The organism is Nocardia yamanashiensis (assembly GCF_021183565.1).
GTDB lineage: Bacteria > Actinomycetota > Actinomycetes > Mycobacteriales > Mycobacteriaceae > Nocardia > Nocardia yamanashiensis.
In genome coordinates this window covers 6,957,179-6,976,713 of the sequence record NZ_CP089226.1, presented here as the reverse complement: position 1 = coordinate 6,976,713, position 19,535 = coordinate 6,957,179, and the positions used below count along the sequence as shown (strand labels likewise).

The 19,535-nt window shown below is 70.1% G+C and carries 13 protein-coding genes; 9 read left to right on the top strand and 4 right to left on the bottom strand.

The features are described from left to right. Nucleotides 1–46: 46 nt before the first annotated feature. The 3 genes from LTV02_RS32140 to LTV02_RS32130 all read left to right on the top strand — a co-directional run bounded on the left by LTV02_RS32140 (nucleotide 47) and on the right by LTV02_RS32130 (nucleotide 4,219). Complete coding sequence (locus LTV02_RS32140; protein ID WP_233035444.1) at nucleotides 47–949, top strand: NADP-dependent oxidoreductase; 903 nt, start codon at nucleotides 47–49, stop codon at nucleotides 947–949. Nucleotides 950–1,099: 150 nt separating this feature from the next. Beyond that, on the top strand, nucleotides 1,100–2,581 hold the full coding sequence (locus tag LTV02_RS32135; RefSeq protein ID WP_233041782.1) for an FAD-binding protein: 1,482 nt from the start codon (nucleotides 1,100–1,102) through the stop codon (nucleotides 2,579–2,581). Nucleotides 2,582–2,647: 66 nt separating this feature from the next. Further along, a complete protein-coding gene (locus tag LTV02_RS32130) occupies nucleotides 2,648–4,219 on the top strand; it encodes a phytoene desaturase family protein (protein WP_233035443.1) in 1,572 nt (523 codons plus the stop codon). Here LTV02_RS32130 and LTV02_RS32125 read toward each other — a convergent pair. From LTV02_RS32125 to LTV02_RS32110, 3 genes are read right to left on the bottom strand one after another with little or no spacing between them, the layout of a single operon-like run. Then, nucleotides 4,200–4,838: a class I SAM-dependent methyltransferase gene (locus tag LTV02_RS32125; protein ID WP_067720460.1), complete on the bottom strand. Its 639-nt coding sequence runs from the start codon at nucleotides 4,836–4,838 to the stop codon at nucleotides 4,200–4,202. The two genes, LTV02_RS32130 and LTV02_RS32125, sit on opposite strands and share 20 nt — an antisense overlap. 16 nt (nucleotides 4,839–4,854) lie before the next feature. Then, on the bottom strand, nucleotides 4,855–5,769 hold the full coding sequence (locus tag LTV02_RS32120) for a LysR family transcriptional regulator (RefSeq protein ID WP_067720461.1): 915 nt from the start codon (nucleotides 5,767–5,769) through the stop codon (nucleotides 4,855–4,857). 21 nt (nucleotides 5,770–5,790) lie between these two features. After that, nucleotides 5,791–6,711, bottom strand: coding sequence for a LysR family transcriptional regulator (locus LTV02_RS32110; RefSeq protein WP_233035442.1), 921 nt, complete (start codon nucleotides 6,709–6,711; stop codon nucleotides 5,791–5,793). Between the two features lie 260 nt (nucleotides 6,712–6,971). Between LTV02_RS32110 and LTV02_RS32105 the strand changes: the two genes are divergently transcribed. The 3 genes from LTV02_RS32105 (at nucleotide 6,972) to LTV02_RS32095 (ending at nucleotide 12,735) form a co-directional block, all read left to right on the top strand. Beyond that, complete coding sequence (locus LTV02_RS32105) at nucleotides 6,972–8,450, top strand: threonine/serine exporter family protein (RefSeq protein ID WP_233035441.1); 1,479 nt, start codon at nucleotides 6,972–6,974, stop codon at nucleotides 8,448–8,450. 167 nt (nucleotides 8,451–8,617) lie between these two features. Continuing rightward, nucleotides 8,618–11,173, top strand: coding sequence for a lysylphosphatidylglycerol synthase transmembrane domain-containing protein (locus LTV02_RS32100; RefSeq protein ID WP_233035440.1), 2,556 nt, complete (start codon nucleotides 8,618–8,620; stop codon nucleotides 11,171–11,173). Nucleotides 11,174–11,241: 68 nt separating this feature from the next. Further along, the gene (locus tag LTV02_RS32095; protein WP_233035439.1) at nucleotides 11,242–12,735 is read left to right on the top strand and encodes an FAD-binding oxidoreductase; all 1,494 of its coding nucleotides are present in this window, start codon (nucleotides 11,242–11,244) and stop codon (nucleotides 12,733–12,735) included. Here the strand turns inward: LTV02_RS32095 and fadD5 are convergent. Continuing rightward, nucleotides 12,727–14,310: a fatty-acid--CoA ligase FadD5 gene (fadD5, locus tag LTV02_RS32090; protein ID WP_233035438.1), complete on the bottom strand. Its 1,584-nt coding sequence runs from the start codon at nucleotides 14,308–14,310 to the stop codon at nucleotides 12,727–12,729. The genes LTV02_RS32095 and fadD5 overlap by 9 nt on opposite strands. Before the next feature lie 291 nt (nucleotides 14,311–14,601). On the opposite strand from fadD5, the gene LTV02_RS32085 reads away from it, so the two are divergent. The 3 genes from LTV02_RS32085 (at nucleotide 14,602) to LTV02_RS32075 (ending at nucleotide 19,528) form a co-directional block, all read left to right on the top strand. Further along, nucleotides 14,602–15,573 carry an NAD(P)H-dependent flavin oxidoreductase gene (locus LTV02_RS32085; RefSeq protein ID WP_067720466.1) on the top strand — a complete coding sequence of 324 codons (972 nt, stop codon included), beginning with the start codon at nucleotides 14,602–14,604 and terminating at the stop codon, nucleotides 15,571–15,573. A 270-nt stretch (nucleotides 15,574–15,843) separates the two neighbouring features. Continuing rightward, on the top strand, nucleotides 15,844–16,026 hold the full coding sequence (locus LTV02_RS32080) for a hypothetical protein (protein ID WP_157762552.1): 183 nt from the start codon (nucleotides 15,844–15,846) through the stop codon (nucleotides 16,024–16,026). A gap of 145 nt (nucleotides 16,027–16,171) precedes the next feature. Continuing rightward, nucleotides 16,172–19,528: an acyltransferase domain-containing protein gene (locus tag LTV02_RS32075; protein ID WP_233035437.1), complete on the top strand. Its 3,357-nt coding sequence runs from the start codon at nucleotides 16,172–16,174 to the stop codon at nucleotides 19,526–19,528. The last annotated feature ends 7 nt before the right edge of the window (nucleotides 19,529–19,535 follow it).

Here is a 19,535-nt window from a genome sequence, read left to right as displayed (position 1 = left end):
TAGTGCCTTCTTCCCTCCGGATACTACCGAGCGCAGGATCGAAGGCATGAAAGCGATCAGTCAGCACAGCGTCGGTGGACCGGATGTACTCGAGACCGTGGAGCTGCCCGTGCCGCGCCCCGCGCCGGGCGAGGTGCTGGTGCGGGTGGCCGCCACCTCGGTGAACGCGGCGGATTGGAAATTGCGGGCGGGGCTCATCGACAAGCTGGGCGCGCCGCCTTTCACGCTGGGATTCGATGTGTCCGGGGTGGTTTCGGAGCCGGGCCCGGGTGTGACGGGGTTCGCGGCGGGCGACGAGGTGTACGGGATGGTGCTCGGCAGGTCGGGCGCGTACGCGGAATACGTGGTGGCACAGGCGGATCACCTCGCGCCGAAGCCGCGGACGCTGACGCACACCGCAGCGGCCGCGCTGCCCACGGCCGCGCTCACGGCCTGGCAGGAGCTCGCGGAACTGACTGCGGGACAGCGAATCCTGGTGCACGCGGCGGCGGGCGGTGTCGGTCACCTGGCGGTGCAGCTCGCCAAGGCGCGCGGCGCTCACGTCATCGCGACCGCCCGCGCGGTCAATCACGACTTCCTGTCCGGCCTGGGCGCGGACGAGCTGATCGACTACACCACAACGCCTTTCGACTCGATACTCACCGACCTGGATGTGGTGTTCGACCTGGTCGGCGGCGATTACGCACCCCGCTCCCTCACCGTTCTGCGCCCCGACGGCCGCCTCATCGACGCGCAGGGCGAGGAACCTCTGGACGATCCCCGCTATTTCCGCCACTACGTCACCCCGTCCGGCGCGGATCTGCGCGAGATCGCGGCCCTCGCCGACGCCGGCCGCCTGCGTCCCGCGGTCACCCGCGTCTTCCCGCTGTCGGAGGTGGCGGCGGCGCACGAGCTCGGCGAATCCGGCCGGGTCCGTGGCAAGCTCGTGCTGGTCCCCTGGGCCGCCTGACGCGCACCTGCGCCTTCCTGCCCACCGGGACACTTGATGCATCACCGTCCGCGGCGCGCTTAGCGTCGGGCGGGGCGGACTATTCAGGGAGTTGCGGTGACGGACTGGAACGAAGAAGTCGATGTGCTGGTCGCAGGCTCGGGCGGCGGCATGGCCGGGGCGTACACGGCCGCGCGCGAGGGTTTGACGGTGCTGCTGGTGGAGGCGACCGAGAAGTTCGGCGGCACCACCTCCTACTCCAATGGCGGCGGCATGTGGTTCCCGGCCAATCCGGTGCTGCGGCGCGAAGGCGTGGACGACACCGTCGAGGACGCGCTGGAGTACTTCCGGGCCGTAGTCGGCGATCGCACCCCCGCCGAACTGCAGGAGACCTTCATCCGCAACGGCGCGAAGGTGATCGAGTACCTGGAGCAGGATTCCGACCTCGCCTTCCAGATGTTCCCGTGGCCGGACTATTTCGGTAAGGCGCCCAAGGCGCGGCTGGACGGCAAGCGGCATATCGTCCCCAAGCCGTTGCGGCCCGGCAAGCTGGGGGAGCTGAGCGAATCGGTGCGCGGCCCGCTGGGCACCGACCGGCTCGGCGAACCGCAACCGGATCTGCTCATCGGCGGGCGGGCCCTGGTCGGCCGGTTCCTGCTGGCAATGGCCAAGTACCCCAATGCTTCCGTGCGTTTGAACACCCCGCTGGTCGAGCTGGTGGTCGAGGACGGCGCGGTGACCGGCGCGATCGTCGAGCAGGACGGGGTGCGCAAGGCGGTGCGTGCGCGCAAGGGCGTGCTGCTGGCGGCGGGTGGTTTCGAGGGCAACGACGAACTGCGCACTCGTTTCGGGGTGCCCGGTGTCGCGCGAGACACCATGGGGCCGTGGGGGAATGTGGGCAAGGCCCTGGAAGCGGCGCTGGCGGTCGGCGCGGATACCGATCTGATGGATCAGGCCTGGTGGTCGCCGGGCATGGTGCATCCGGACGGGCGCGCGGCCTTCGCGCTGTGGTTCACCGGCGGCATCTTCGTGAATCAGTCGGGGGTGCGGTTCGTGAACGAGTCCGCCCCGTACGACCGGCTCGGCCGGGATGTCATCGAGGGCCTGAAGGACGGTTCGGTGACGCTCCCGTACTGGATGATCTACGACGACACCGAGGGCACGGTGCCGCCGGTGAAGGCCGCGAACGTGCCGGTCGTCGAGACCGAGAAGTACGTGGACGCGGGCCTGTGGCACACCGCCGACACCCTCGAGGAGCTGGCCGCGAAGATCGGCGTCCCGGCCGATGCGCTGGTCGCCACCGTCGCGCGGTTCAACGAGTTCGCGGCCCAGGGCATCGACCCCGATTTCGGCCGCGGTGACGAGGCCTACGATCGCGCCTTCTCCAATGGCGAACCCCCGCTCACCCCGATCGTGAAGGGCCCCTTCCATGCCGCCGCGTTCGGCATCTCCGATCTGGGCACCAAGGGCGGTCTGCGCACCGATACCGCGGCCCGGGTGCTGGACGCCTCCGGCGCGCCGATTCCCGGTCTCTACGCCGCGGGCAACACCATGGCGGCGGTCAGCGGCACCACCTATCCCGGCGGCGGCAACCCGATCGGCGCGTCCGTGCTGTTCAGCCACCTCGCGGCGTTGGACATGACAACTCGCTGACCCCCGTCATTCCGAGAAGCGCCCGGGATGACGAGGGGTGGCCGCCGCGCCGCCTAAGGTCGGCGTATGAGCGCACAGCGGAGTTCAGCGGTGCCGGCGCGGGCGCGATACGACGTCGTGGTCGTCGGCGGCGGCCACAACGGTCTGGTGGCGGCGGCGTATCTGGCGCGGGCCGGGCGGTCGGTACTGGTGCTGGAGGCGCGTGACCACACCGGCGGCGCGGCGGTGTCAGAGCGGGTGTTCGACGGGGTCGATGCCCGGCTGTCGCGGTACTCGTATCTGGTGAGCCTGCTGCCGCAGCGGATCGTGCGGGAGCTGGGACTGCGGTTCGAGACCCGCAAGCGGCGCATCTCCTCCTACACCCCGGTGGGCGACGGCGGGCTGCTGGTGGACAACGGATCCGAGACCGTAACCCGGGAGAGTTTCGCGCGGGTCACCGGCTCGGACCGGGATTACGCCGCGTGGCAACGGTTCTACGCCATGACGGGCCGGCTGGCGGAGCGGGTGTTCCCGACGCTGACCGAGCCGCTGCCGACCCGCGCGGAAATGCGTGCGCGCGTGGACGATTCCGTGGCCTGGGACGCGATCGTCGAACGACCGCTGGGCGAATACGTGGAGGCCGCCTTCACCGACGACACCGTGCGCGGCGTGGTGCTGACCGATGCGCTGATCGGCACCTTCACCCACGCCCATGATCCGTCGCTGTTGCAGAACCGCTGCTTCCTCTATCACGTGATCGGCGGCGGCACCGGGGACTGGGACGTGCCGGTCGGCGGCATGGGCGCGCTGACCGACGCGCTCGCGGACGCCGCCCGGGCCGCGGGCGCGGAGATCCTGACCGGGTGCGCGGTGACCGGCATCGACACCGACGGCCGCACCGCGGAGGTCCGGTTCGACGGCGGCGCGGTGGCGGCCGGTCACGTGCTGGTCAATGCCGCGCCCTACGAACTGGCCCGGCTGCTGGGCGACAGCGCGCCGAAACCCGAAGGCGCACAGCTGAAGATCAATATGCTGCTGCACCGGCTGCCCCGGTTGCGGGATACGAGCGTCGATCCGCGCACCGCGTTCGCCGGCACCTTCCACATCGCCGAATCCGCGACCCAGCTGGAACGCGCCTACCGCGAGGCCGCCGCCGGGAACGTTCCGTCCGCTCCGCCGTCGGAGATCTACTGCCACACCCTCACCGACCCGTCCATCCTCGCGCCCGACCTGATCGCGCGCGGCATGCACACCCTCACCCTGTTCGGATTGCACACTCCCGCACGTCTTTTCACAAACGATCCACAGGCTGTGAAGAACCGTCTGGTGGATGCGACGCTGGCACAACTGGATTCGGTGCTGGCCGAACCCATCCGCGACTGCCTGGCCGTCGACGAGCACGGCACCCCCTGCCTGGAGGCCCGCACCCCGGTGGAGCTGGAGCAGGAGGTCGGGCTGCCCGGCGGTCATATCTTCCACGCGGACTTGAGCTTTCCGTTCCGCGACGACGCCGCCGACAGTCCGGCGCAGCGCTGGGGTGTGGCGACCGCGCACGCCAATATCCTGCTGTGCGGGGCGGGCGCGGTGCGCGGCGGCGGAGTCAGCGGGATCGGCGGCCACAATGCGGCCATGGCCCTGCTCAGCGCAGCGACTGGGTGACCCGCCAGAGCCGCCTGGGCAGCTCGCCCTCTTCCAGCGATTGCACATCGCGCAGTTCCCACCCCTGCGCGAGCGTGTTCACCAGGTCGCGGGAGAAGAAGTGCACCGCGAACCCGCCGTGCTCGTAGATGTCGTCGCCGAGCGCTTTGCCGGTCCCGTAGTGCGCGTCCTCGGTATTGCGCACCGTGTACACGAACACGCCTCCCGGCCGCAGCACCCGCCGGATCTCCCCCACCAGATCCAGGATTTCGCGGGTGCTGAGATTCATGCACAGCAGCATGTGCGCGAACACCGCGTCCACGCTGTCGTAGCGCAGCGGAATCGGATGGCGCGCATCGTGTTCGAAGGCGTCCACCCGATCGGCCAGTCCGGCCTGCTCGGCGTTGGCGCGCAATTGCTCCAGCCCGACGGCGCTGAAATCGGTGGCGCGCACGTGAAAGCCCTGGCGCGCCAGGTGAATCGCGTCGCGCCCGTGTCCCGCGCCCAGTTCCAGCACCTCGCGCGCGCCCCGGTCCCGGAACAGCCGCGCGGCGTACACCGCCGCCTCCGACGGTTCGCCTCCGTACATGCCGGGGTGGCTGCGGTAGGTCTGCTGCCAGTGCTGGTGCTGGTCGCCCATACCGAAATGATCGCAGCTAGCCGGGATCCGCGGCAGCGGCCCCGCCGCAGGTGGCGATGCAGCAGCGCACGAATTCGCGGACCGCGGGGTTGCCGTCGGCGCTGCCCGGCCAGGCCACCGCGACCCGGGTGGGGCCGATGCCGCGCACCGGGCGGTAGACCACGCCGGGCCGCGGGTAGTAGCGGGCCGACGATTCCGGGGTGAAGCTCACGCCGTAGCCATTGCCGATGGCGGTGAGCCATTCGTCGGTATTGTGCGCGATGGCGCCGACCACCACGGTTTCGGCGGGCCGCGCGTCGGCGCCCACCCAGAAGTCGCGCCACCAGCCGTTTTCCGGCGGCGAGGCGACGAAGGGCTCATCCCGCAACGCCTCGAACTCGATCTCGGCGCGGTCCGCGAGCCGATGCCCGGCCGGCAGCGCCAGCCAACGCGGTTCGGCGAACAGCACTTCGGTGCGATAGGCGTCCGCCCCGGGGAACGGCAGCCGCACCAGGGCGGCGTCCACTTCCCCGTCGTCCAGTCCGGCCGTCGGATCGGTCCAGCCGAACTGCCGCATATCGACCTGCCAGCCGGGCCGCGCCGCCCGGAACGCCGCCACGATCGCGGGGGTGAATTCGTTTGCCGCACTGGCGATGAACCCGACCCGTAGCACCCGTGCCGCCCGGCTCGCCCCGGCCTTGGTCGCGCGCAGCATGAGATCCCACCCTGCGAGCAGGCCCGGCGCGTGTTCGGCGAAGATCCGGCCCGGTTCGGTCAGGGTCATCCCGGCGGGCGTGCGGGTGAACAATTCCACGCCCAATTGCTGTTCCAGCTGCCGGATCTGCTTGGTGAGGGCGGGCTGGGAGATGTAGAGCCGGGCCGCGGCCCGCGTCAGATGGCCCTCTTCGGCGACCGCCGTGAAGTACCGCAGCAGCCGCGTATCGATGTCCATCCCCCCAGGTTAAGGACGCGGCTAGGAGGTGCGGCGACCGTCCCCCGCCGACTGTCCCATGATGTCGGCGCAGCAGCGAATGAAGTAGCGCACCACCGGATCCGCCTCGGAGGCGTCCGGCCACACGATGGCCACCCGGGTCGGCCCGATGCCGTGCACCGGCCGGAACACCACGCCCGGGTGCGCGTAGGCGGCGGCGGTGGAGGCGGGGGTGAAGCTCACCCCGAAACCGTTGGCGATGGCCCGCAGCCACTCCTCGGTATTGCGCGCGATGGCCCCGATGATCGCGGTGTCGGCCGGTCGCGAGTCCAGGCCCATCCAGTAGTCGCGCCACCAGCCGGTCTCGGCGGGCGAGGCGACATACGGTTCGTCCCACAGTTCCCGGAACGCGATGTCCTCGCGTTCGGCGAGAAAGTGATTGTCCGGCAGGGCGATCCAGCGCGGTTCGGTGAACAGTTCCCGGACGTGATACTCCTGCTGTCCCGGAAACGGCAGCCGCAGCAGCGCCACGTCCACGTCCCCCTCGTCGAGTCCGGCGGTGGGGTCGGTCCAGCCGCCCTGATGGATATCGATCTGCCAGTCCGGGTGCAGCCGGTGGAACACCTGGATGATCTCCGGAATGTAGCCGTCGGCGGCGCTGTTGACGCAGCCCAGCCGCAGCACCCGCGCAGCCCGGCTGGCATCGCTCTTGGTATCGCGCAGGATCCGGTCCCACGAGGCGAGCAGCCCCGGCACTTCGTCGGCCAGTACCTTGCCCGACGCGGTCAGCGTCCACCCGGCCCGGGACCGGATGAACAGTTCCACGCCCAACTGCTGTTCCAGCTGTTTGATCTGCGTGGCGAGCGTGGGTTGCGCTACGTGCAGCCGCTGTGCCGCTCGCGGCAGGTGTTCGGTTTCCGCGACTGCCATGAAAAAGCGCAGCAGTCGCGTGTCGATATCCATGCCACTCAGATTAAGAAGATGGCAACCGGTAGGCACACCCCTGGCTTCACGAGGCGGGATGCCGGCACGGTCGCTCCTTCGATAGGTCCGGCTCCAGCATGACCGAGCGGGCGGGCGAGCGCGGGCCGAACGCTCGCGAAATATTCGTTCGCGGTCCGTTCCGCGGGCGGATCGCGGGTGCGCGCTAGGGTGCAATGTGTTGCGATGAATTAGCTGAACGGCTTCCCGGCCGCCCGCGTGCGGCGCCATCGAGGAGGCGCATGGATACCGACAATTCGACACCGCACCCGCCGCAGCATCGCCGCGCGCCGCGGCCGCTGGCCGGACGCCTGTACGGGGCCACCCGCCGGGCCGCCGGATCGATGGATCGCTGGCTGCGCCGGGTCAGCACCGCGCCGCTGGAGACGCCCGCCGACGAAGCGCCCGAACCGGAGGAGCCGCCGGTCTCGGCGGAGCTGCTGGATCTGCTGCGGTACGTGGGGGCGGCGCTGCTGTCCGCCGGTGAGACCACCAATCAGGTGCAGGCCATTCTCGACGATCTCGCACACCGCTACGACGCCGAGGAAGTGCACTTCTTCGTGCTGCCCACGGGAATCTTCGTGCGCGTGCAGGATTCGCGCGGCTCGGCGGTGGATCTGCTGGAGGCCGGCGGGGACACGCTGCGGCTGGACCAGATCGCCGACCTGTATCAGCTGATCGCGCAGATCAAACGGGAGGTGCCGCCCCCGACCAGGGCGACCGCAAAACTCGAAGAGATCCTGGCCGCGCCGCCGCCGACGCCGGTGTGGCTGATGCTGCTGGGCAATGTGGTGCTGACCATCGGCCTGGGGCTGATGCTGAACCCGACCGCCAACGCGGTGCCCGGCTATATCGTGATCGGCCTGGTGGTGCAGCTGCTCATCATGGCCGCGGACCGGATGCCGCTGCTGTCCATGGGCCTGCCGGTGGTGGCGGGCGCGGCGGTGACCTTGCTGGCCTTCGGTTTTCCCGATGCGCTGGGCGGCGGGCATCCCTCCCAGCTGCTGGTGCCGGGGGTGTCGACGCTGCTGCCGGGTTCGATGCTCACCAACGGTTCCATCGAACTGGCCACCGGATCGATGGTGGCGGGCGCGAGCCGCACCATCTACGGCATGAACAAGCTGGCCCTGCTGGCGTTCGGCATTCTCATCGGCCTGCAGCTGCTCGGGCCGGAACAGACCGAGGCGCCGGTCATCGTGCACCAATTGGGCTGGTGGGCGCCGTATCTCGGCGTGCTGCTGATCGGCCTCGGGCATTCCTGGCGCTCCAGCGCGCCCCCGAAATCACTGCCCTGGCTGCTGGTGGTGCTGTACGCGGCGTTCGGCGCGCAGAAGATCGGCACCCTGCTCGGCGGCGGTCTGCTGGGTTCGTTCCTGGGCGGGCTGGTGGCGGTGCCGGCCGCATACCTGGTGCAGCGCAATCACAATGCGCCCCCGACCCAGGTGGCGTTCCTGCCCGCCTTCTGGATGCTGGTGCCCGGCGGCATCGGCCTGACCGGGGTCTCGCAGCTGATCACCAAATCCGATCCGAACGGCCTGCACGTGCTGGTCACCACCGCGCTCACGGTGCTGGCCATCGCCATGGGCGTGCTGGTCGGCTCGGGCCTGGCGAAGAAACGCGCGCCGCAGCTGGCGCCCATGCTGGAGCAGTGGCTGGGCCCGGACACCGGAAAGCACTCGGCCCGCCGCCACGACCCCGGACAGCAGGGCAAGCTGGAATAACAGACACGCCGTACCGGTGTGTGAGCCGGGCACATCCGTCCGCGGGCCCGGCTCGGGTTACGGTTACCCGCGTGTCAGGTAGCGGGGGTTCCCGCCGCCCGCGCGATACTCAGACCAGCCGACATGGGACCGCAGCCGTTCCCACGATCCGAAAGCGCCTATAGGACATGCGAGTCGACGGACGGGAGATTCCCGTCTCCGGCAGCCTGCTGCAGCCGCGGATCCGGCGGACCAGCGACATCTTGCGTGTCGGACTGTCCGCCCTACTGGTGGCTGTGGTCATCGCGGGCTCGCTCATCACCCGCCCGCAGTGGGAGAACCTGGAGAAGTCGGTCTCCGGCATCGTGGGTTTCCTCACGCCGGAACAGTCGAACCTGGTCTACATCATCTACGGCATCGCGATCCTGGCGCTGCCGTTCACGATTCTGGCCCGCTTGATCTGGCGGGGGCAGTGGAAACTGCTGGCCGGGTTCCTGTCCGCCGGGCTGATCGCGGTGCTGCTGTTCTCCATCACCGGCACCGGGTTCAACGCGCCGCGCTGGCATCTGTCGCAGCCGCAGCAGGTCAATACCTTCCTGTCGCAGTTCCTCGACGATCCGCGCTGGATCGCCATGCTGGCCGCGGTGCTGACGGTCGCGAGCCCGTGGCTGCCCGCGGGCTGGCGGCGCTGGTGGTGGACGCTGCTGCTGGCCTTCGTGCCGATCCACCTGGTGGTATCGCTGGTGGTGCCGTCGCGGGCCATGCTCGGGCTGGCGGTGGGCTGGTTCGTGGGCGCGGTGATCGTGCTGGTGGTGGGCACCCCGGCGCTGGAGGTGCCGCTGGACGCGGCGGTGCGGGTGCTGGCGCAGCGCGGCTTCCGGGTGACCGCGTTCAAGGTGCTGCGCCCGTCCGCCCGTGGGCCGCTGGTGATTTCGGCCACGACCACCCCCGCGCCCGAATTGGCGGCCGCGCCGGAACCGGGCCTGACCTCGAAATTCATTGCCGCCCCGGCGGACCCGAAGGCGTCCGGCGAGCGCGAGCCCGCGGCCGTGAGCACAACGGCCACCGCCGCGAAGGATCCGGCGCAATCCGGCACGGGGGCGCTCGGCCCCGGCGAGAACGGCGCTCGCGACGACGAGCTGATCATCGAGATGTACGGGGCGAATCTGCGCAGCCGCGGTGTGCTGCTGCAGTTCCGGCGCTGGCTGACCATTCGCAAGGGCGAGTATCCGGCGGCGTTCGCGTCCATGCGGCGCGCCGTCGAGCATCGCGCGCTGATGGGTTTCGCCATCGCCGATCTGGGGCTGGCCAGCAACAAACCGCTCACCGTCGCCGCCCTGGATCGCGGCTGGATGCTGTACGCGCACACCGTGCCCCAGGGCCGGCCGCTGGCCGCGAGCGACGGCGAGAAGACGCTCACCAAGGTCTGGCAGGCGCTGCACACCATGCACCAGGCCCAGATCTCGCACGGCGATCTGCGCGCCGAGGAGATCCGGGTGCTCGATGACGACACCGTGCTCTTCGGCGGTTTCGTGCACTCCGAATTCGGTGCGTACCAGGCCCGTTTCGACTCCGATATCGCGCAGCTGCTGCTGTCGGCGGCCGCGCTGTTCGGACCGGAGGTGGCGGTGCGCAATGCCCTGGAGGTGCTGGGCGAGGACCTGGTGCTCGACGCCTCCCGGCGGCTCACCAAGACCGCCATCCCCGCGCAGGTGCGCAAGGCGGTGCCGGACGTGGGCGAGGTCATGAAGGCCACCCGCGACGAGGTGGTGCACCAGACCGGGCAGGACAAGATCGAGGCCGCGCAGATCACCCGGTTCTCGCGCAATCAGATCATCCAGCTGGTGCTGCTGATCGGCCTGGTGTACGTGGCCTACCCGTACATCAGCGCGGTGCCGACCTTCACCTCCGAGCTGCGCAATATCAACTGGTGGTGGGCGCTGCTGGGGCTGACGGTGTCGGCGCTCACCTACGTCGGCGCGGCAATGGCGTTGTGGGCGTGCGCCTCCGAGGCGGTGAAGTTCCGCAACCTGCTGCTCATGCAGGTGGCCAATACCTTCGCCGCGACCACCACCCCGGCCGGCGTCGGCGGTCTGGCATTGAGCGTGCGGTTCCTGCAGCAGGGCGGCCTCGGCGCGGTGCGGGCCACCGCGGCGGTCGCCCTGCAACAGACCGTGCAGGTCATCACGCACCTGGTGCTGCTGCTGTTCTTCAGTGTGGCGGCGGGGGTTTCGACGGATCTGTCGCATTTCGTGCCGAACGCGACCGTGCTCTACCTGGTGGCGGGCGCGCTGCTCGGGCTGCTGGGCGCGACCATGTTCATTCCCAAGGTGCGGCGCTGGCTGGTCACCGAGGTGCGGCCGCAGCTGGCCGAAGTGCTGGAGCAGCTCAAGGATCTCGGCCGGCGCCCCACCCGGCTGGCCATGATCGTCGGCGGTTGCGCCACCACCACGCTCGGCATGGCGCTGGCGCTGTGGGCGAGCATCGAAGCCTTCGGCGGCAGTACGACTTTCGTGACCGTCACCATCGTCACCATGATCGGCGGCACGCTGGCCTCCGCGGCGCCCACCCCGGGCGGTGTGGGCGCGGTCGAGGCGGCGCTGATCGGTGGTCTCGCGGCCTTCGGCGTGCCGCCGGGGATCGCGGTGCCGTCGGTGCTGCTCTACCGGGTGCTGACCTGCTGGCTGCCGGTTTTCTGCGGCTGGCCGATCATGCGCTGGCTCACCGCCAAGGACATGATCTAGCGCTCGCTCGCCGCCGACACCCTGCAACAGGTTTCACGAATGCCGGGCGATTGCAGCATGATCGCGGTATGAGATCCCCCTTCTCGCGCAGCGTATTTCTGCGCGGTGCACTCGGAATCGCCACCGCTGCCGTGGGTTTCGCCGGGATCAGCCGCATCGCCACGTCCGGCGCGGCGCCCGGCGCGGGCGCCGCGGGCAGCGCGTCCGGCTCCGGTTCCGGATCCGGCGGCGGCGATCCGACCTGGCACGAGCTGCGGGTCAGGATGCGCGGCCGGGTGCTGGTTCCCGGCGATTGGCACTACCCGGCGGCCCGGCAGGTCTTCAACACCCGCTTCGACGACGACTTGCCCGCGGCCGTCGTGCAGGTCGCGGACGAGAAGGATGTGGCGACCGCGCTGGCGTTCGCGGCCGAGCACGGTCTCACGGTGTCGGCGCGCGCGGGCGGGCATTCCTACGCCGGACTCTCCACCGCGCCCGGCACGCTGGTCATCGACGTCCGGCGGCTGCGCGGGGTGCGCACCGACGGCCAGCAGGCCGTCATCGCACCGGGACACAACCTCTACGAGGTGTACCGGGAACTCGACGGATCCGGTCGCAGCCTGCCCAGCGGCTCGTGTCCCGGGGTCGGTCTCGCGGGTCTCACGCTGGGCGGCGGACTCGGCATCGAATCGCGCGCCTACGGCCTCACCTGCGATCGGCTCACCGCCGCCACCCTGGTGCTGCCCGACGGCACCGTCACCGAGGTATCGGCCACCTCCCGTCCCGAGCTGTTCTGGGGGCTGCGCGGCGGCGGACCGGGGCTGGGCATCGTCACCTCGATGACCTTCGACACCATCCCGGCGACGGCGAAAGACGTGGTGCGCCTGGCCTTCCCGGGCGATGTCGCGGAACGCGTCATCACGGGCTGGCAGGATTGGCTGCGCACCGCCGCCCGCGATCGGTGGGCCCAGGTCAGCGTGGATGCCGACGGCTCGGGCGGTCTCACCTGCTGGATGCTGCTGGTCTGCCCGGCGGGCACCGGCGAGACCGTCACGGCCGAGCTGTCGGAGGCCATCGGCCTGCCGCCCGCCGAGAGCGACTCCCGCACGCTCGGCCACCTGGACACCGTCATGTACCTGGCGGGCGGCACCATCGAGCCGCCGCGCTGCGAATTCACCAACGGCTCCGATATCGTCGCCGCGCTCACGCCCGAGGTCATCGGCCGGGTGCTGGAGGCCGTCACCCGGTTCTCCAGCGTCGGCGGCACCGGCTGGGTGCAGCTCAACACCCTCGACGGCGCCGTCCGGGACCTGTCCCCCACGGCCACCGCTTTCCCCTGGCGCGCGCATGCCGCCCTGGTGGAATGGGGCGCCTACGAACCGATTCCGCGCGCCGCCGCGGTGGCCTGGATCGCCGACGCCCATGCCACGCTCGCCGCCGATACGGCCGGGGCCTACGTCAACTACCTGGAGCCCGGCGATCCGATGTCGCGCTATTTCGGCGGCAATCACCAGCGGCTGGCCGAGCTCCGCGGCCGGGTGGATCCGGACAACCGGATCCGCTCGGTGCTGCGATCAAGCTGAATACTGCTTGCGCAGTTCGAATTTCACGACCTTGCCGCTGGGATTGCGGGGCAGTTCGGAGACGATGACGAGATCCTTGGGGTGCTTGTAGCGCGCCAGGGAATCGTTGAGGAACGGCTCGAGCTCTTCCAGCGTCAGGTCCGCGCCTTCGACCAGCGCGACCACCGCGACCGGCACCTCGCCCCACTTCTCGTGCGGCCGTGCGATGACCGCGGCCTCGTGGATCTTGGGGTGCGCGAACAGCACGTTCTCGACCTCGGCGCAGTAGATGTTCTCGCCGCCGGAGATGATCATGTCCTTCTTGCGGTCCACTACCCAGACGAAGCCCTCCTCGTCCTGTTTGACCAGGTCGCCGGAGTGGAACCAGCCGCCCGCGAAGGCTTCCGCGGTGGCCTCGGGTTTGTTCCAGTAGCCCGCCATCAGGGTCGGGCCCCGGTACACGATCTCGCCGACCTCGCCCGGGGCGACATCGTTCATCTCGTCGTCGACCACCCGGGCCTGAATGGTCGGGATGGGCTTGCCGACCGAACCCAGCTTGCGCAGCGCGTCCTTGCCCTCCAGCACGCAGGTGATGGGCGACATCTCGGTCTGCCCGAACACGGCCACATTGGAGGCGTCCGGGAAGCATTCGGCCATCGCGCGCAGCACCGAATCCGACGCCGGGGCCGCGCCCCACGACAGGCCGCGCAGGGCCAGCTTGCGCTCCTTCAGCGTCGGGTCCTCGCAGATGAGCTGCCATTGCGCGGGCACGCAGAACGCGGTGGTGGCCTGTTCGGCCTCGATGGCGTCCAGGAACGCGGTGGCGTTGAACGCGCCCAGCGGATGCAGCACGGTCTTGCCGCCGAGCAGGAAATACGGGGTGAGACTGCCCAATCCGGCGATGTGGAACAGCGGCGAGGTGCAGAAGCCGACCGAGTCGGGGGTGACCTCGAGCGCGCGGATGCAGGTCAGCGCCTGCGCGTTCATGTTCGCGTGGGACAGCACCGCGCCCTTGGGGCTGCCGGTGGTGCCGGAGGTGTACATGATCAGGCAGGGGGTGTCTTCGGGAATGTCCAGCGGCGCATGGGGTTCGCCCGCCTCGGCGAGGAAGTCGTCGTAACCGATGACGCCGTCGCCGGTTTCACCGTTGATCACCACGATGGTGTCCAGACCCGGCGCCTGCGCCGCCACCCCGGCCGCCAAGGGCCGCAGCACGCTGTCGGTGACGATGGCCTTGCCCCCGGAATCGGACACGATGTACGCGACCTCGGGCGGGGTGAGCCGGAAGTTCACCGGGACCGCGATGGCGCCGAGGGCGTTGATGCCCATGACGGCCTCGATGTACTCGGTGTAGTTGAGCGCCAGGATGAGCACCCGATCGCCGAACCCGACCCCGCGGCGGGCGAGCGCGTCGGCGAACTTCTCCGACCGCTCGTGCAGTTGCTTCCAGCTGGTGTCCACGCCCTGGAAACGGAAGGCGACCTGGTCGGGGCGCATGGCCGCGTGGGTCGCGACCTGGTTGACCCAGTGATTGCGGCGCGACCGGATCGGCTCGTCGAGCGGCAGGCTGGTGTTACTCAAAGAGCCGGCGGTCATGCGTGGTCCTCCCAAAAGCAACGATGCTGATCGAGCGTGAGAATACTCGCTAACTTCTTGGCGTGACAAGGGTTACAGAGAAGGTTTCAGTGAGAAATTCTCACTCATTCATTCAGCAGGTCAGAGCCGCTGTATCGATCTTCCAACCCGTCCGTGTCTCATCGGTTTATCCCCAGGCCACCTGCAATGACGGGGCAACAGCTGCAAACTCCGACTCACATGAGGCTTGTCGCCCCATATGCAACTATGCGAGTATCAAGGCGTCCGCGAGAGGCAGGGAGAGGAAGCGTCATGCTGCGTACCAGGTTCACCGAGACCTTCGGGGTCGAGCATCCGATCGTCCAGGGCGGCATGATGTGGGTCGGCCGCGCCGAGCTGGCCGCCGCCGTGTCCGAGGCGGGCGGCCTCGGCATCATCACCGCGCTCACCCAGCCCACCCCGGACGATCTGCTGCGCGAGATCGAGAAGGCGCGCGCGCTCACCGACAAGCCGATCGGCGTGAACGTCACCATCCTGCCGTCGATCAACCCGCCGCCGTACCAGGACTACGTGAAGGCGATCATCGACTCCGGCGTCAAGATCGTCGAGACCGCGGGCAGCAATCCCGAGCCGTTCCTCCCGTACTACAAGGAAGCCGGCATCAAGGTGCTGCACAAGTGCACCAGCGTGCGGCACGCGCTCAAGGCGCAGAAGATCGGCGTCGACGGCGTGTCCATCGACGGCTTCGAATGCGCCGGCCACCCGGGTGAGGACGACGTCCCCGGCCTGATCCTGATCCCGGCCGCCACCGCGGCGCTGGACATCCCGGTCATCGCCTCCGGCGGTATCGCCGACGCCCGCGGCCTGGTCGCCGCGCTGGCGCTGGGCGCGGACGGGGTGAACATGGGCACCCGCTTCATGTGCACCCAGGAATCGGCCATTCACCAGACGGTGAAGGAACAGATCGTGGCGAATTCCGAGCGCGCCACCCAGCTGATCTTCCGCACCATGCACAACACCGCGCGCGTGGCCGACAACGAGATCAGCCGCAAGGTCGTCGAAATCGAAAAGGCCGGCGGCAAATTCGAGGATGTGCGGGATCTGGTCGCCGGTGCGCGCGGCCGCCGCGTGTTCGAAGAGGGCGATCTGGACGCCGGCATCTGGTCGGCCGGTCAGGTCCAGGGCCTGATCAACGACATCCCGACCTGCGCGGAACTGGTCTCCCGCATGGTGACCGAGGCCGAGGCGCTCATCTCGTCGCGTCTGGCGGGCATGCTCGCCTGATGCTCCCCCGCCTCTCCGCGACTTCAGCGCCGGACTGAGAGCCACATCCGTCCCATTCGCGTGCCGGCGGTCGAGTGCCGAACAAGTTTTGGGCGTACCCCAGGAGTTACCCGGATCGGCCCGAAATCTGTTGTCACGTCTGCGTTACCTGGGACATATAGGTCAATTGCCCTCGACGGAATCGTCGAGGGCTCTTGCCGTTTTGGGTATCGGAAACCCCGTAATCCGTCATGCTTTCTGTATCCGATGGACATGGCGGAGGTGGCCGAAATGGCAATCACTCGTATCTATCTCGATGACGACGCACTGCGGCGGACCATGGCCATCTCGGGGGTGTACAGCGAACAGGACGCGGTGAATCTGGCGCTGCGCTTCTTCAGCTCGCACGCGCTACCGGCCGACTTCGACGAGGTCGTACACGCCCGGCCCCATCCGCGGCCGGCCACCGCGTAGGCCGCGAACGACGCTGATCGCCCTCGCCGTCGGCGAGTCGGCCGAGCCGACTGGCCGAAAGGTCTTCTGAGCGCGGCGAATTCTTGGCAGAATTCCCGGAGGTACCGCGACGGGCCTCCGTCGCCGGACACGGGAGGGGCTCCCTGTGCGGCAGAGTACGACAGCGTCCAACGATTCCACCCCCTTCCCGCGGGTGTCGATCGTCGGTGTCGGCTGCCGGGCAGCCGACCCCGAATTCGATCGCGACTGGTTCGGCATCAGCGCCACCGACGCCGCCGGCCTGGACCCGCGCCACCGGGTGAGTCTCGAGATCGCCGTGGAAGCCCTCGACGACGCCGGACTGGGTTGCCTGGCAGCGGGTTCCGCCGCCGCGGTGGTCTTCGGCGCGTCCGGCTTCACCACCCCCAACGCCGCCCGCCTGCTCTCCCGCGCCCTCGACCTGCACGGCCCCAGCCTGCTCGTCGACAGCGAATCCGACACTCCGCTGATCGCGGTGGACACCGCGGTCCGCCTGCTGGCCGACGAATCCATCCCCTTCGTCCTGGCCGGTGGCACCGACCTCACTGTCCTCCCGGACATTTCCGGCATCCAGCTCTCGGGCGACGGAGACCTCTGCACCGTGCTGGTGCTGCAACGCACCGCCGACGCCGCCCGCACCGGCGCGCGCCGCTACGCCGACATCGCCGCCCCCGCCCTGGGCTCCCCCCGGCAGGGCCTCACCCGCATAGACCTGCACGACCACCACCACGCGCCGAGCCCGCGAGACCACCGGACCGGATCCGAACGCGGCTACCGAGACGCCACGACGACCGCCTGCGCCGCCATCGGAAACACCACCGGCACAACGGATACCGGTCAGTCCACCGCCGCCCCCGGCAGCCGCGCGACCGGCACGGCCGTGGATGAACCGCCGCCCAGCTCGTCCGATGGCGGGTACGGCCGCTTCCCCCGTACCGATTCACCCGTCCGCGCCGCGCCGACTCCGTTCCCGATCCTCCTCGGCGGCCCCGACGCGGCCGCCATCCGAGTGCAGGCCCTGCACTGGGCCCATCGCGTCGGCGCGTACCGCAGCGTGCACGAATTCGCCACGGCCACCGCCCGATTGCTGCCCGAGCCGACCCGCGCCGCGGTCCTCGCCCGCGACCCCGGCGAAGCCGCCACCCAGCTCCGCATCCTCGCCGCCCGCATCCCGGCGGCGCCGCCGCCCCCTGTCACCCCGGCCCCGAGTCTCGGCCGAAGGACCCGGGCAACCACCGCCGTCGTTCACGATTCCAGCGGGAACGTGGCCACGCAGCACCCGGAACCACCGGGAACCACTGTTCGGCAGCATGATTCGGCTGCGGACTCCACGGACGCGCCGGTGCGCCCGGCCGCGTCGGGAGCGATGACCGGCTCCGCCACGGGGTCGATCGGCACGCGAGCGGGGCACCGGCTGCCGACGGGTCACGCGCCGGAACGGTGGGAAGGGGTCGAGCTGCCGGCATTGCGGTGGGCTACCCCGGTCGAAGGCGATGTCTTCGGTCCGCAAGCGGGGCAGCGAGAAGGCGGGCTGCTCTTCCTGTTCTCGGGCAGCGGATTTCATCCGCGCATGGGCCGGGGGCTCGCCGGACGCTACCCCGTGTTCGCGCGGCGGCTGACCGAGGCGGCCGACGCGGTCGCGGAAGCGGGCGGCCCGCGCGTCTGGACGCCCCGCCACGGCTTCGGAAATTGTTCCACCGGACCGGATTTCACCCAGCCCGCGCTATTCGTCTACCAGGTGGCGCTGGCCGCCCTGCTGGAGTTCTGGGGCGTGCTGCCCGATGCACTGGCCGGGCACGGCCCGGGCGAGATCGCGGCGGCGGTGGCGGCCGGCGTACTGCTGCTGCCCGATGCCGCCCGCATCGTGGTGGCGCGCGGGCGGTTGCTCGATCTCGCCGGGGAGGAGAGCGCGGCGGCGGTGCTGGAAGCCACGCCCGCGGAAGCCCTGCGTCTGGTCGAACCCATGCGCACGGCCGTCGGCCTGGCAGCCATTCACGGCCCCAGCTCGGTCACCGTCACCGGCGAACCCCGCTACATCGATGCCCTGGTCCGCCGCGCCCACCGCCGCGCCATCTTCGCCCAGCGCGTCGCCGCGAACAGCGTGGACGGTTCCGCCGCCACCATCGTCCATATACCGCGCGCCCGAACCATTGCGCCACAACTGATCTCGACCCTCGACGGGCTGACCTCCGCCGCTCCCCGCCACCGCTTCTACTCGACCACCCGCCGCGGCGCGCTGATCACCGGCCCCGCCGCGGACGACGCCTCCGCCGCAGCGCGATCCAGCGCGCACGGCCGTTTCGGCGCCGGACCCGGACGGAACGGCGAAAACCGCATCGGGGCGCCCGCGATCGTCGACGCGGATTCCGGAGGGGGCCACCCCGCCCCGCCGTACCGCCCCGCCACCGGCGACGGACGGGCGACCGACGGGCACGCCGCTGCGGCCCGCAATGGAACGCCGGTGGTCCCGGCCCGAAGCGGGGATCGGACGAGTTCCGATTTCGCGGTGATGGACGCCGACTACTGGGGAGCTAATGCCGCCGGGCCCGTCGAATTGGCGGCGGCACTCGAACGCGGTGTGGCGGAAGGTGTTTCGACAGTGCTCGAACTCGCGCCGCAACCGGTGCTGGCGGCCGCGGTGCGGGATTACGGGGCGGTGCGGGACGCCACCTATACGACCGGCTCGGCAACCGACGAGGCGGGGGCGCTGCTGCGCGTGCTGGCGCAGTTGCACGTGGAGGGACGGCGGGTGGACTGGCAGGCGCTCGGGGCGCATACGGTGACGCCGCCGCGCCGGCTGTGGCGGCGGCCGGGAACGAGACGGGAGCACGACCGCGCGGGGTTCCCGGTGGACGCCGCCGGGGAGATCAGCGGCGGCATCGGTCATTCGAACGTGGCGACACGGGAGCGCCGGAGCGCGAGACCGGGAGTTCCGGGCGGACCCGAGGGGCGTCCGGATCCCGGGAACCCGGCCGATCGGCCCGGTGAGACGTTCGCGGCCGGCGCGCCGGACGACTCGGCGAACGCGTATTCCCTTCCGGGCGACGGGCGTTGGCTCGGTCCCCTGCCCGGGGTGATGGTGCGGGGCGACGCGACGTACGTGGTCGCGGGCGGGCTCGGCGCCTACGGTGCCACGGCGGTGCGGTGGCTGCTGGATGCCGGTGCGCGGGACGTTGTCGTGCTCACGCGGGTGCCGCGAGCACTGCCCACGCTGCTGGAGGGGCTCGAGGACCGGGTGGTGATGGTGCGGTGCGATGTCGGGGATCGGCGGGATCTGGGTGCGGCGCTGCACGATATCCGCGAGTGCGGGTTGCCGATCCGGGGCGTGGTCTACGCGCGGGCGGAATTGCGGGAGGGGGTGGTGGCGGCGCTGGCGGAACTGACGGCCGGTGATCCGATCGAGTTCGCGTGGCTGCTCGGGGACGGCGGGTGGCGGCGGATGCCCCGCGTGTCGGGTGGGGATGGGGTGGCGGCGCGGGAATGATGACGGG

Excerpts from the sequence above, each read along its gene's own strand:
- LTV02_RS32140 (WP_233035444.1), top strand. The coding sequence starts at position 47 with ATGAAAGCGATCAGTCAGCACAGCGTCGGTGGACCGGATGTACTCGAG.
- LTV02_RS32135 (WP_233041782.1), top strand. The coding sequence starts at position 1,100 with ATGGCCGGGGCGTACACGGCCGCGCGCGAGGGTTTGACGGTGCTGCTG.
- LTV02_RS32130 (WP_233035443.1), top strand. The coding sequence starts at position 2,648 with ATGAGCGCACAGCGGAGTTCAGCGGTGCCGGCGCGGGCGCGATACGAC.
- LTV02_RS32125 (WP_067720460.1), bottom strand. The coding sequence starts at position 4,838 with ATGGGCGACCAGCACCAGCACTGGCAGCAGACCTACCGCAGCCACCCC.
- LTV02_RS32120 (WP_067720461.1), bottom strand. The coding sequence starts at position 5,769 with ATGGACATCGATACGCGGCTGCTGCGGTACTTCACGGCGGTCGCCGAA.
- LTV02_RS32110 (WP_233035442.1), bottom strand. The coding sequence starts at position 6,711 with ATGGATATCGACACGCGACTGCTGCGCTTTTTCATGGCAGTCGCGGAA.
- LTV02_RS32105 (WP_233035441.1), top strand. The coding sequence starts at position 6,972 with ATGGATACCGACAATTCGACACCGCACCCGCCGCAGCATCGCCGCGCG.
- LTV02_RS32100 (WP_233035440.1), top strand. The coding sequence starts at position 8,618 with ATGCGAGTCGACGGACGGGAGATTCCCGTCTCCGGCAGCCTGCTGCAG.
- LTV02_RS32095 (WP_233035439.1), top strand. The coding sequence starts at position 11,242 with ATGAGATCCCCCTTCTCGCGCAGCGTATTTCTGCGCGGTGCACTCGGA.
- fadD5 (WP_233035438.1), bottom strand. The coding sequence starts at position 14,310 with ATGACCGCCGGCTCTTTGAGTAACACCAGCCTGCCGCTCGACGAGCCG.
- LTV02_RS32085 (WP_067720466.1), top strand. The coding sequence starts at position 14,602 with ATGCTGCGTACCAGGTTCACCGAGACCTTCGGGGTCGAGCATCCGATC.
- LTV02_RS32080 (WP_157762552.1), top strand. The coding sequence starts at position 15,844 with ATGGCAATCACTCGTATCTATCTCGATGACGACGCACTGCGGCGGACC.